This is a genomic window from Xenorhabdus taiwanensis (genome assembly GCF_036512875.1).
Classification (GTDB): domain Bacteria; phylum Pseudomonadota; class Gammaproteobacteria; order Enterobacterales; family Enterobacteriaceae; genus Xenorhabdus; species Xenorhabdus taiwanensis.
The window spans coordinates 1,724,736-1,737,643 of the sequence record NZ_AP028978.1; the positions used below are offsets into that span (position 1 = coordinate 1,724,736).

Here is a 12,908-nt window from a genome sequence, read left to right on the forward strand (position 1 = left end):
CTTTTTAAGGCAGGTTTTTAATGACTTCTTTGCTTATGCCACCATGACTATTAATGCTATTCCAGCTAACTAAGCCTGATGATTCAGATGGCAGAACGAAATGTGCCACACCTTGTGGAGCGATCATATCAGTACCTGTTAGGGGTTTACCGGCCACTTTGAGCTGTCCGATGGTTACGTAATAATTACTGGGATTCCTGACCTCAAGTTGGTGACCAATGCGACAAAATGTCAGCGTTTTATAAGCTTCTTCAGAATCACCTTCAATGCCTTCAGGCCGATAAAACAATTTGATTCGGGTTTTCACCGCAATCAATAAAGTATTCTGTTCGTTTTCTTGTATGGCAGGGATAGATTTCACATTAAGGTAAAAAACCGATTCCCTATCCTCAGGTAGATTACCGCCGATACGGACAATACGAAGAATACTTTCTTTGCCAGCATCCAAACGAAATAGCGGTGGCGTCACAATGAAAGGGGCTTTTTCTCCCTTTGAATCAGTACTGATAAAAGACTGAATTAAATAAGGCCGGCTTTCGTCAGCGTTTTTCACTGAAATTGAAGTTTCTTTTTTATTTCCTTTATAAATAACGCGGGTTCCGCCAATAGTAACACCCGCCCAGGACGGAAATATAAAAAATAATAAGAATATAAGCGTTATTGTTTTTGTTAACATATACGATGTAAATATTTTTTTTATTTTATCTTTCATTATTACATGACTACTTATGATATTAATAGTTCCTGGCCGCAGCCATAAAAAAACCTCTGCGGCTAAGGAATAAATTTTTATAAATAATTAATTTTTATTTGTAATTTATATTAAAATTAAGTGTGGCATCGGCTTTTCCGGCTTTAACGCTTTGTCCATTAGATACATAAGCCACTTGTAAAGGTATTTCCATATCAGCCGTGTTGATTTTAATTCCTGGCAGCTTAGAAGAGGAAGAAAGATCTATCTGCGTACCTGTGTTGTTATAAATACCGATGCCAATTCCGGCTGCGTTTGTTCCAGAAGATCCATCTAATGCTAATAGCCTGTTATCAACGGAATCCAGTGAACTCCCAGAAAGTGTGACTTCCATGGTAAGCGGTGTAGTAGTAACAGGGCACCCGGTTAATTTAATACTAAAAGACTTTTTACTCCCAGAAATTTCAGTTCCTTTGTTTCCTATATCGCTCGTGTGATATGTCCCCATGTTCACAGTATTGCCAGAAGCATCACTATTACACGTTGATTCTACAATATCCCCGTGGAATTTTACTGACCCGGTTGTTACCGGAAAGTCCGCATAAGAAATACTACTTACTGAAACCAATATTGCAGCAATAAAAGATGAAACTAAACTATTTTTCATTTACATATCCATAACAATCATAATATAAAACTACTTATTATGTATAACGCAATATAATAAAGGGTTATAACAAAAAGATTTTGGGCACAGTCTTCTGTGCACAGAAGAAAAATTTACCTTATGAATCAAAAAAGATCAACAAAACTATCGGTATTCACGATCAATTAACAATGTATTGATAGGATTTATCAATCAAGGAGAAGTGAAGAATTTGAGAGAAGCATTTCTACATAAACGATGATTTTTTTCTTTTTATATCAAAAGGATAATGAAGACAGTGGTGTTGTTTTTGTTGCCAACAAATGAGCGTGGCATCGTCGTCAGCTTTTCGTCATGATATTACCAACTTCCATGCTTACGTACCAGTTTGGCTTGACCATAATATCGACAAATAACTTCTATCGTAACGGTCATGATGCTCTCTCTTTAAAAGAACATAGTAAATATCAAATTAACGCCTTGGAGTTATAACTAAAAATTGAATATATCGAAACTATAGCTGAGGGGTCAATCAATATTCCTTTAAAGTTAATATTAATGAGAATCATTTTCTTTTTTATCAGGGTGGGGGAAATGCAGATACACAGAAACAGACCCCTTATCATTGCCAATAAACCAAGAGGTCTGTAGAGCTTACTGCTCAGGCAGTAACAGAATGATCAAACGCTGATCTTGTGACCTGATAGCGCTGAATGATGACGGGCCTGGCCGTCTGCACCATAAAGAGAAGGGCTGTGGTGAGTTTTCAGAAAAGCGATTGCCTGGCTGTTTAACTCAATATGTTGTTCCAGTAAAAATCCGTTATGTGAATTTAAGTCACGGATACGTTCAATAGATTGACTAATTTGACTCCATAATACTGCTAGCTTTTTATGGTTAGCATAAGGAACATTTATTTTTAGCGTGTCATTTAACTGCTGGCGTTTTCGCTCAGCATGATCGAGTGCTGAAAGCAAAAATGTCTTTTGTTCCGTCACGCGATGTAAATGATTCACTTCAATAAAGCCTTCGCTCAATATGCGCTGTTCTTCAGCCATCGTTTGCGAAAGCGAATTTAAGTGCGCGCTTTGCTGTTCAAGCAAGAGTTGAAGTTCTTCCATTTATGGCTCTTTAGATTTTGGTGTTTATTTATCATATTCCATGTTTTCAAGGGCCTCCCTAAATAGAGCATCAGCAATTTTACCGCTGTCCATCGTGAGGGTTCCCTTTGCAATGGCTTCTTTCAATTGTTGTACTTTCTGGATATTAATATCCTGACTGCTTGGCTGAACGAGCTTTTTCTGCGCTTCGCTCAGCTTAACTTGTGTATCTGCGCTTTTTTCTGCAACAGCCACAATTCTGCGAGTGCTCTGAGCACCTTCATTGGCATTGCGTTGCTGTAAAGCAGCCATAGCCAGTAGAGGTTGAGTGCGTTCAATACTCATAATTGTAATCCTTTAATCAGGCATTATTATTTGTCTTAGGTAGCAGGCGATATACCGCTGGCATGCCTGTAAATCATGGTCTGTTGGTTATATCGGCGTAAAGAAATAAAACTTTAGCCATTTATAACATCATTTTTACACTGCCATTTTCTTGAGCTTCACCAGTAATAACCTGTCCAGAGTTCAGGCGGACACGGATATTATCAAAACTCGCGGCGTTGTTAATCGCTTTTCCTTCGTAACGTACCTGAAAATGGTGTCCATCTACGATGACAACTACATTTTGCCCGGCTTGAATTGCCCAGGGGCGCCGGATCATATTTCGTGTGATAAATTGTCCGGCAGGTATGTTGCGCAGCGCAATACCATTTTGTATAGCTTTGCTATTACGGATTATGTCGTTTGGCAGCTTATCTAAGGAACCTGTTTTTATTTGAAAATCTTTTTCTGTCAGGACCGCATTGCGGTTAATGGCCCGCTTAGAAACCAAATAAGGGCCGATGACATTGACATAAACCTGAATGAAACGGCGTTGCTGACCACAAGTCACAGGAACGGAAAGATTACCCCAATTTTTATTGCTAAGTAACGGTTGTATTTCAGGGTGTTCACAAGCCGGCCATTGTTGTTCAGGTGTTTTGATCTCCACTGAGACCTTATGATTTGATGTGCGATGAATCTGCCTGAAATAGTCATCTATTAATTGCGGTATGTTGTTTCCCCAAGCTACAGAACTGCCGAAAACAAAAAATAGATTAAGGAAAAAGGCAAGGAACCCGATAAACTTTAGTGCAGGCATTTCACCACCTTAAATCCTATTAACGAGCCATGATTGCAAAAAATATTCAGCACCTGTTGGATGTTAGTAGTGTAACTCGATTGATTATTCGTTAATGGGATAAATAGCAATTCAATTTGTTTCTATTCTTCGAATTACCTTTTTCTTCTCCGTTTATTCTGTTAGCTGCTTGGGGATTATCCCCGACAGAACAAATCCGAGGGAGGAATATGCTCGATAAATTAGATGCCGCCTTTCAATTTCGACAAGAAGCGCTGGCACTCCGCAACCAGCGGCAGGAAATCTTGTCTGCCAACATTGCTAATGCGGATACCCCTGGCTATCAGGCGCGTGATATCGATTTTGCTGCTCAACTGAAAAAAGTCATGGCACATGGTCGTGTAACGGGGAATGGAATTGGGCTAACTCTGACTTCCGATCGACATATTCCCGTTCAGCCTCAAAAACGTCTGGAGATGGATCTGATGTATCGGGTGCCATATCAGACAGCCATGGATGGAAATACTGTTGACATGGATATAGAACGCAGCAATTTCGCAGATAACAGCCTGAAATATCAGGCTGAACTCACTATGACAAATGCACAAATCAAAAGCATGATGTCAGTTCTACAGTCACAAGGATAATGGGAATGTCTCTACTCAGTATTTTTGATATTGCCAGCTCCGCGCTTTCTGCTCAGTCCCAGCGACTGAACGTCAGCGCCAGCAATATGGCGAATGCCGACAGTGTTGTTGGACCGGATGGTGAACCATACCGTGCCAAACAAGTGGTTTTCCGTGTCGCCGCTCCCGCAGGTCAGGAAGTTGGCGGTGTTCGCGTTAGCGAAGTGGTGGATGATCCTTCACCTTTTCGTCTTGAGTATCAGCCAGGCCATCCGCTGGCCGATGAAAAAGGTTATATCCGTATGCCGAATGTGGATGTGGTCGGGGAAATGGTCAATACCATTTCGGCTTCCCGCAGCTATCAGGCGAACGTTGAAGTGCTTAATACCACCAAATCCATCATGTTGAAAACACTGACATTGGGCCAGTAACAGGAATATTGTTATGGGAATTACCTCTTCAATTAATGAATCATTGGATAATTCGACAGTCGGTGAACTGGCTAAATTGACCAACCAAAAACCGCAAAGTAGTGGTGATATTAAAGACAGCTTCTTGAATATATTGGTTGCTCAGCTTAAAAACCAAGATCCAACTAATCCAATGCAAAACAGTGAATTGACTTCACAGATTGCGCAGATCAGTACTGTTGAAGGTATTGAAAAACTCAATAAGACGCTGGGTTCCATTGTCGGACAAATGGACAGTAATCACACGATGCAAAAAGTAGCACTGATTGGCCGATATGTCATGCTTCCTGGCAATGAGATTTTGGTGGGTGCCAGCGAAAAAGGGGACATCAGTATAAAGCCAATCGGTTTTGAACTGAGCCGACCTGCCGATATCGTCAAAGTGACTGTCAGAAATAAAAGTGGCGAGGTCGTTCGGGAAATGGAATTCAATAAATTAAATCCCAACTCATCCGAATTTTTGGGTGCCGGCGTACACAGTTTCTCATGGGATGGTAAAGACGCAGACGGCAATGTAGTGGAGCAAGGCGCTTATAACTTCACCGTTTCCGCAAGCCAACAGGATCAAGCGTTGATGGTCAATTCCCTGAGATCTGCCAAGGTTGAAGGTGTTGTGCGGCAAGAGAATGGCACTAAATTGGATTTAGGGCTGGTGGGTACGGTAAACATGGACGAAGTTCGTCAGATTCTTTAATTAAACGGAGGATATATGGCTTTTTCACAGGCGGTCAGTGGCTTGAATGCCGCAGCGAGCAACTTAGACGTTATTGGTAATAATATCGCAAACTCGGCAACATACGGGTTTAAGTCCAGTTCTGCTGCTTTTTCAGATATATTCAGTGGCTCTGATGTCGGATTGGGCGTCAAGGTTTCTGGTATGGTGCAGAACTTTAAAGATGGTTCCATCACAAAAACCAACGATCAATTAAATATGGCGATCACGCAGGGCGGTTTTTTCCGTATGCAGGATACCAACGGCAATATTTTTTATTCCCGTAATGGCCAATTTAAAATGGATGCCGATCGTAATGTGATCGACATGCAGGGCATGAAACTGACAGGTTACCAAGCCATTCAGGGTAAGGATGGACCTGAAATTCAACAGGGTGCAGCACCAGGGCCGATTTCGATCCCAACTGATATGCTGGCTGCCAAGGCGACGACAGAAGTCAAGATAAAGGCTAACCTGAATTCGATGCATGACAAGATCGATACGACAGCTAACCCGTTTAAACCAGATGTGAAAGATACTTTTAACTACAGTTCCGGTATCTCGGTATACGATAGTCTCGGCAACCAACATAATATCAATGTGTTCTTCGTCAAGACAGAGGATAATCAGTGGGATATTTATGCCTTGGATACTTCTGTTAAGAATGCAGTAGCTGAAAAATTAAACAACAAAGAAAGCGTTAAATTTGATGGCAGTGGTAAACTTGCGGCACCTGCGCCGGCTGACAATATATTTGCTTTCAATATGCCAGCCTTGAATGGTTCTAATCCGGCAACAATCCAGTTTGACTTTAACGGCAGCAAGCAGCAGAGAGTCCAGGAATCTTCCATTTCTAATCAAAAGCCAGATGGTTATACGGCAGGCCACTTCACCAACTATCAGGTTGAGGATGATGGTAAAATTTACGGTATTTATTCTAACGATCAGAAGCAGGTGTTGGGACAGGTTGTATTGGCTAACTTCACCAACCCAGCAGGTTTGGCTTCACAGGGCGATAACGTTTGGACAGAAACCGGTGCATCCGGTAGCCCAGTGGTGGGTATTGCGGGTTCAGGTAATTTCGGTAAGTTGATCAGTAGCTCCTTGGAATCATCAAACGTTGATATGAGCCAGGAACTGGTCAGCATGATCGTCGCCCAGCGTAACTATCAATCCAACGCCCAAACCATCAAAACACAGGACCAGATTCTGCAAACACTGGTCAGCATGCGTTAATAGACTCAGGCGGATAGCTTTATGGATCACGTCATTTATACCGCAATGGGAGCTGCACGCCAAACGCTGGAACATCAGGCTGTCACAGCTAATAATCTGGCTAATGCGTCAACACCAGGCTTTAAAGCTCAGCTTGCTGCACTGCGTGCTGTGCCGATTGAAGGTGAAACCTTGCCAACGCGTACATTGACCGTTGCCTCCACCCCCGGCGTAGATAGCCGTCAGGGACCCATGAATTACACTTCCCGTCCGTTAGATGTGGCGGTTGGCCAAGGTGGCTATCTGGCTGTCCAGCTAGAAGACGGGACGGAAGCCTATACCCGCAACGGTAGCATCCAAATTTCACCTGAAGGGCAACTGATGGTGCAGGGGCGCATGTTGATGGGTGAAAACGGGCCGATTGATGTTCCGCCGCAGGCTGAATTGACCATTGCGACAGATGGTGCCATTTCTGCCTTAATTGCCAGCGATCCGCCCACTTTGTTGGGTCAGATTGGCAAACTGAAAATTGTCAAACCGGAAGCTAACCAAGTGGTACGTGGCGATGATGGCTTGTTCCATTTAACGCCACAGGCGCGGGAACAGCAGGGCAATGAATTGGCGGCCAGTACAGAAGTGAAACTGATGCCAGGTGTTCTGGAAGGCAGCAATGTTAATCCAGTGGAAAGCATGGTGAACATGATCGCCAACGCGCGTCGTTTTGAGATGCAGATGAAAGTCATACACAGTTCCGATGAAAATGCCCAGCGGGCTAACCAAATTCTCGCTATGAGCTAATCGGGGAGATAAATTCATGATCCGATCTTTATGGATTGCCAAGACTGGGCTGGATGCTCAGCAAACCAATATGGATGTTATTTCTAACAACCTGGCAAACGTTAATACCAACGGTTTCAAGCGTCAGCGTGCGGTATTTGAAGATTTGCTCTATCAAACTGAACGTCAGCCAGGAGCAATGTCGTCTGAACAGACTAACCTGCCATCGGGCTTGCAGATTGGTACGGGCGCACGACCGGTAGCCACTGAGCGGCTGCACAGCCAGGGTAATCTGGCGAAAACCAATAGTAGCCAGGATGTGGCAATTAAAGGACAGGGTTTTTTCCAAGTCCAGATGCCTGATGGCACCATTGGCTATACCCGTGATGGTTCATTTCAGAAAGATCAGAATGGTCAGTTGGTAACGGCGGGTGGTTTTCAGATAGTTCCTGCCATCATCATTCCAGATAATGCCACTAAGCTCAACATTGCCAGTGATGGTACTGTCAGTGTAAACGTGCAAGGGCAAAATGCGCCTCAGCAGATTGGGCAACTGACATTGACCACGTTTATCAATGAAAGTGGACTGGAAAGCATTGGTGAGAATTTGTATCTGGAAACCAACAGTTCTGGCGTACCAGTAGAGAATGCACCGGGCATCAATGGCGCTGGCGTGCTCTATCAAGGCTTTGTCGAAACGTCTAACGTCAATGTGGCGGAAGAGTTGGTCAATATGATTCAGGTGCAGCGAGCCTATGAAATCAACAGTAAGGCAGTATCGACTTCTGATCAAATGCTGCAAAAACTGACGCAGTTATAACCTAACTACTAATGGTGGGGGAACGCGTTTCCCCACTATTTCTACGATAAACTTAAGAGCATAGAAGATGGATACAATGCCCGTTGCCGAAAGCCATGCAAAAAACCATGTAGCTTATGGCTCCACTGGTTTACGGAAAAACCAGAGAAATAAGTGGCGTATCAGTATATCTGTGGCGGTGCTGGCACTGACATTAGGGGGCTGTGCTTATATGCCACACAAACCGCTGGTGAAAGGACAAACAACTGCAAAACCCACTGAAGCGCCCGCTCCAACGCCAAATGGTTCTATTTTTCAAACTGTCCAACCGGTCTATTACGGCTATCAGCCACTGTTTGAAGACCGCCGTCCACGCAATATCGGTGATACGCTGACGATTATTTTGCAGGAGAATGTTAGCGCGAGCAAAAACTCTTCAGCCAATGCCAGCCGCAATGGAAAAACCAGTTTCACCGCAGCTTTGACCCCTCGTTTTTTACAGGGATTAATGGGGGGGGGAAAAACCGATCTGGGCATGGAAGGTAATAATGAATTTGGCGGCAAAGGTGGTGCCAATGCTAACAATACCTTCAGGGGTACCATTACTGTGACCGTAGATAAACTGCTGGCCAATGGTAACCTGCATGTAGTGGGAGAAAAACAGATCGCCATTAATCAGGGCACGGAGTTTATTCGTTTCTCTGGTGTTGTTAACCCACGTACCATCACGGGCAACAACACGGTGAGCTCCAATCAGGTTGCTGATGCCCGTATTGAGTATGTTGGTGATGGTTATATCAACGAAGCGCAGCATATGGGTTGGCTGCAACGTTTCTTTATCAATATCTCACCGTTTTAAAAGAGGATGGTCAGGATGAAAAAATTAGTCGCCAGCCTTTTTACGCTTTTGTTGGTGCTGTCCGGTACGTTCACATCTGCCAGTGTTTTTGCTGAGCGTATTCGTGATTTGACGACGATTGAGGGAGTCAGGGATAACGCGTTGATTGGTTATGGTTTGGTAGTTGGATTGGATGGAACGGGTGACCAAACCATGCAGACACCATTTACTACCCAAAGCCTGAGCAACATGTTGTCACAGCTAGGGATCACCGTACCTTCCGGTACGAATATGCAGCTTAAAAACGTTGCGGCTGTGATGGTAACAGCAAAATTGCCACCTTTTGCGCGTGCAGGGCAGAACATTGATATTGTCGTTTCCTCGCTGGGTAATGCCAAGAGCTTGCGTGGTGGTACGTTGCTGATGACGCCACTAAAAGGGGTGGATAACCAGGTTTATGCCTTGGCTCAGGGCAATATTCTGGTGGGTGGTGCCGGTGCAAGTGCCGGTGGTAACAGTATCAAAGTCAACCAACTTGCCGGTGGTCGGATCTCCAATGGTGCGGTGATTGAACGTGAATTGCCAACCCAGTTCGGTCAGAAAGGCACACTGAATCTGCAACTGAATGATGATGATTTTGGGCTGGCTCAGAAAATCAGTGATGCGATCAACCGATTGAAAGGAACGGGAACGGCGACACCGTTGGATTCCCGCACGGTGCAGTTACGTTTGCCGATTGAGAACAGCGAACAGGTGAAATTTCTGGCTCAGGTGCAGAATTTGCCTATTCGTGCAGATGCTGGCGATGCCAAAGTGATTTTCAACTCCCGAACAGGCTCCGTGGTGATGAACCGCAATGTTACCTTGGACAGTTGTGCGATAGCTCATGGTAGTTTATCTGTGACCGTTGAACGCCAGATAGCGGTTAATCAGCCCAATACACCATTGGCGGGAGGCAGTACCGTCGTGACCCGTAATACAGGGATTGGGATTCAGGAGCAGGGCGGGGCGCTACAGCAGCTCAGTGCCAGTGCGAATCTGACCCAAGTCGTGCGTGCATTGAATGCGTTAGGCGCAACGCCAACAGATTTAATGTCTATCTTGCAGGCAATGGAGAGCGCAGGTTGTCTGCGGGCGAAATTGGAGATTATCTGATGAATGATTTTCTGACGATGTCCAATGCGGCTTACGATGTTAATTCATTGCATTCACTGAAAGCTAAATTGTCACAGGAACCACAACAAGGGCTACGGCAAGTAGCCCAACAACTGGAAGGCGTCTTTGTTCAGATAATGCTGAAAAGTATGCGTTCCTCGTTGCCACAAGATGGCATTTTGAGCAGTGAGCAGACACGTTTTTATACTTCTCTGTATGATCAGCAAATTGCCCAGGATCTTTCTCAAAAGGGATTGGGATTTGCTGACATGATCGTTAAGCAATTCTCTAACGCTAATAATGTGCCTGATGAATTAGCCAGTACTATACCGCTACCATTGGATAATGAAATTCTGCAAACATTACCGAAACAGGCATTGGAGCCATTTATGCGTCGAGTTATGCCTGAGCAGATGTCTAAACACTCATCTTCGACTTTCTCCAATGGTTCACCTCAGTACTACCGTTCAGCACAACCAAAGTCATTGCCGATGCACAATGCCAGCTTTGTTTCCATGCTTTCCTTGCCCGCACAGTTGGCAAGCCAGCAGAGTGGTATTCCTCATTTATTGATTATTGCTCAGGCAGCGCTGGAATCTGGTTGGGGGCAGCGAGAAATTCTGACGGCGGAAGGCAAGTCAAGTTATAACTTGTTTGGTGTTAAAGCAGGGAAACACTGGCAAGGACCCGTCACCAATATTATGACGACGGAATACATTGATGGTAAACCGGAGAAAATGCAGGACAGCTTCCGTGTGTATGGCTCTTATGGGGAAGCGATAACGGATTACGTCAAATTGTTGACGGAAAATCCCCGTTACGCCAAGGTTGCACAATCAACCACTGCGGAGCAGGGGGCATATTCCTTACAAGAGGCTGGATATGCTACCGATCCTAGTTATGCCAAAAAATTAGTGTCATTGATCCAGCAGTTAAAGAGTACCGGTAATCAAATGGCAAAAGCCTACTCCTATGATTTCGATAACCTGTTTTAAGGGAATCAATCTCACTCAAGAATCAGGGTATTTTGCCGATAACTGTAGCAGTGAATTACCTCCCATGATGGAGGCATAACGAAAACGTAAAAGGATCTACACATGTCCAATAGTCTTATCAATACTGCCATGAGTGGTATTAATGCTGCGCAAGTGGCAATGAGTGTCGTGGGTAATAACATTGCCAACTCTAAGGTCGAGGGATATCACCGACAAACAACGGTAATGTCACAGAGTAATGGCAACATGTCACCAGTTGGCTTTATTGGCAATGGTGTATATGTTAATTCCATTAATCGTCAATATAGTGAGTTTGTCAGTCAGGAATATAACGCGGCACAAACCAAATATCAGGCGTCAGTGGCATACAATAGTCAGGTTTCTCAAGTCGATAATCTGCTGGCGGATAAGGCAACCAGCCTTTCCGGCTCTATGGAAGATCTTTTTAAGAGCCTGAACGCGCTTGAAAATAACGCAGAAGATAGTGCGGCAAGAACCACAGTACTTGGCAAAGCGGAAGGTTTGGTTAACCAATTTAAAGACGCTGATCAAGTTCTCCGTAAGTTGGACAATGATATCAATGTCAAAATTGAGCAGAATGTTAAAGATATCAATAAATACGCGGAAGAAATTGCTTTTCTGAACGATGAAATTTCTCATATGCGTGGTGCAGGAACGGGTGAACCTCTGGCTTTACTGGATAAACGCGATGATGCGTTTAATAAGTTAAATCAACTTATTGAAGTAGACTTGATTCAGCAAGACGGTAGTACCTACAACATCACATTTGGTGGCGGAATGTCTCTGGTATTGGGTAACAAATCCTATCGATTGGAGGCGCGCTCATCTAGTACAGATATCAGCCGTATCACGCTGGGTTATGACAATGGTACAGGTGCTAAAGAGATTGATGAACGCTTTATCTCACAAGGGACGTTGGGTGGTGAATTGCGTGTACGTAGTGAAGTGATAGACCCAACCCGCAATCAATTAAACCAATTGGGATTAGTGATGGCGGATCAATTCAATCAGGTTCAGCGTGGTGGTTTTGATCTGAATGGTAAACCAGGTATTGATTTCTTTAATTTTGCGCAGCCAGAAACCATTGCTAACAATAATAATAAAGGTACGGCTGAAATTAAAGTGGAGTATGCTGATACCACTAAAGTAAAAGACAGTGACTACACGATTAAGTACGAAGGTGGGGATTGGAAAGTACAGCGTATTGCTGACAGGGAAATGATCTCTGCAACTAAAAATGGCAATACGCTGGAATTTGACGGCCTGAAAGTCGAGATTAACGCGACCAATCCACAGGATAATGATCGGTTCACACTGAAAACAGTCAATAATGTAATAGCAACACTTGAAGTCAATATTAAGGATTCCTCTCAACTGGCAACTGCGGGTGCCAAAGGCTCTGGTCCAAGTGATAACAGCAATGCAAAGAAATTCACTCTCCTGCAAAAAGAAAAGCTAATTAATGGTAAAAATACTTTGACCGATGCTTATGCTTCTTTGGTCAGTACTGTGGGTAGCAAAGCCAATAGTGCTCAACGCCTTCTGGAGACACAGAAGATCAACGTAGAGGCGCGTCACAAAGCACTCGATTCTATTTCTGGAGTCAACATGGATGAAGAATACGGCGAACTGCAACGTTTGCAACAATACTATTTGGCAAATGCTCGTGTTATCCAGACTGCATCGACGTTGTTTAATGCCATTTTGGACATCCGTTAATCACTAGTGGCGAAAGAAAAT

Annotated in this window: 15 protein-coding genes; 10 read left to right on the top strand and 5 right to left on the bottom strand. The window is 44.0% G+C overall.

Features of this window, described 5'->3' with window-relative positions; all coding sequences use genetic code 11:
* Nucleotides 1-4 precede the first annotated feature (4 nt).
* The 5 genes from ACE1SE_RS08075 to flgA form a co-directional block, all read right to left on the bottom strand.
* A complete protein-coding gene (locus ACE1SE_RS08075) occupies nt 5-712 on the bottom strand; it encodes a fimbrial biogenesis chaperone (protein WP_374053373.1) in 708 nt (235 codons plus the stop codon).
* Between the two features lie 94 nt (nt 713-806).
* A complete protein-coding gene (locus ACE1SE_RS08080) occupies nt 807-1,358 on the bottom strand; it encodes a fimbrial protein (RefSeq protein ID WP_374053374.1) in 552 nt (183 codons plus the stop codon).
* Nucleotides 1,359-2,017: 659 nt separating this feature from the next.
* Entirely contained in the window at nt 2,018-2,458 is a 441-nt protein-coding gene (locus ACE1SE_RS08085; RefSeq protein WP_374053375.1) for a flagellar protein FlgN, read from the bottom strand.
* 24 nt (nt 2,459-2,482) lie between these two features.
* Nucleotides 2,483-2,782 carry a flagellar biosynthesis anti-sigma factor FlgM gene (gene flgM, locus ACE1SE_RS08090; protein ID WP_074024373.1) on the bottom strand — a complete coding sequence of 100 codons (300 nt, stop codon included), beginning with the start codon at nt 2,780-2,782 and terminating at the stop codon, nt 2,483-2,485.
* A gap of 121 nt (nt 2,783-2,903) precedes the next feature.
* The gene (flgA, locus tag ACE1SE_RS08095) at nt 2,904-3,581 is read right to left on the bottom strand and encodes a flagellar basal body P-ring formation chaperone FlgA (protein ID WP_374053376.1); all 678 of its coding nucleotides are present in this window, start codon (nt 3,579-3,581) and stop codon (nt 2,904-2,906) included.
* A gap of 209 nt (nt 3,582-3,790) precedes the next feature.
* Here flgA and flgB point away from each other — a divergent pair, with 209 nt between their 5' ends.
* From flgB to flgK, 10 genes are all read left to right on the top strand, one after another.
* Entirely contained in the window at nt 3,791-4,207 is a 417-nt protein-coding gene (gene flgB / locus ACE1SE_RS08100) for a flagellar basal body rod protein FlgB (RefSeq protein ID WP_374053377.1), read from the top strand.
* Nucleotides 4,208-4,212: 5 nt separating this feature from the next.
* The gene (flgC, locus tag ACE1SE_RS08105; protein WP_374053378.1) at nt 4,213-4,617 is read left to right on the top strand and encodes a flagellar basal body rod protein FlgC; all 405 of its coding nucleotides are present in this window, start codon (nt 4,213-4,215) and stop codon (nt 4,615-4,617) included.
* A 13-nt stretch (nt 4,618-4,630) separates the two neighbouring features.
* The gene (locus ACE1SE_RS08110; RefSeq protein ID WP_374053379.1) at nt 4,631-5,350 is read left to right on the top strand and encodes a flagellar hook assembly protein FlgD; all 720 of its coding nucleotides are present in this window, start codon (nt 4,631-4,633) and stop codon (nt 5,348-5,350) included.
* A 15-nt stretch (nt 5,351-5,365) separates the two neighbouring features.
* Nucleotides 5,366-6,604, top strand: a complete 1,239-nt coding sequence (flgE, locus tag ACE1SE_RS08115; protein ID WP_374053380.1) for a flagellar hook protein FlgE — start codon at nt 5,366-5,368, stop codon at nt 6,602-6,604.
* Nucleotides 6,605-6,625: 21 nt separating this feature from the next.
* Nucleotides 6,626-7,381 carry a flagellar basal-body rod protein FlgF gene (locus ACE1SE_RS08120; RefSeq protein WP_374053381.1) on the top strand — a complete coding sequence of 252 codons (756 nt, stop codon included), beginning with the start codon at nt 6,626-6,628 and terminating at the stop codon, nt 7,379-7,381.
* A 16-nt stretch (nt 7,382-7,397) separates the two neighbouring features.
* Nucleotides 7,398-8,180: a flagellar basal-body rod protein FlgG gene (gene flgG, locus ACE1SE_RS08125; protein WP_374053382.1), complete on the top strand. Its 783-nt coding sequence runs from the start codon at nt 7,398-7,400 to the stop codon at nt 8,178-8,180.
* A 67-nt stretch (nt 8,181-8,247) separates the two neighbouring features.
* Nucleotides 8,248-9,018 carry a flagellar basal body L-ring protein FlgH gene (locus tag ACE1SE_RS08130; protein ID WP_374053383.1) on the top strand — a complete coding sequence of 257 codons (771 nt, stop codon included), beginning with the start codon at nt 8,248-8,250 and terminating at the stop codon, nt 9,016-9,018.
* A gap of 15 nt (nt 9,019-9,033) precedes the next feature.
* Entirely contained in the window at nt 9,034-10,152 is a 1,119-nt protein-coding gene (locus ACE1SE_RS08135) for a flagellar basal body P-ring protein FlgI (protein ID WP_374053384.1), read from the top strand.
* The gene (flgJ, locus tag ACE1SE_RS08140; RefSeq protein WP_374053385.1) at nt 10,152-11,147 is read left to right on the top strand and encodes a flagellar assembly peptidoglycan hydrolase FlgJ; all 996 of its coding nucleotides are present in this window, start codon (nt 10,152-10,154) and stop codon (nt 11,145-11,147) included. The genes ACE1SE_RS08135 and flgJ overlap by 1 nt, the downstream gene beginning before the upstream one ends.
* Before the next feature lie 102 nt (nt 11,148-11,249).
* Nucleotides 11,250-12,887 carry a flagellar hook-associated protein FlgK gene (flgK, locus tag ACE1SE_RS08145; RefSeq protein WP_374053386.1) on the top strand — a complete coding sequence of 546 codons (1,638 nt, stop codon included), beginning with the start codon at nt 11,250-11,252 and terminating at the stop codon, nt 12,885-12,887.
* Nucleotides 12,888-12,908: the final 21 nt, after the last annotated feature.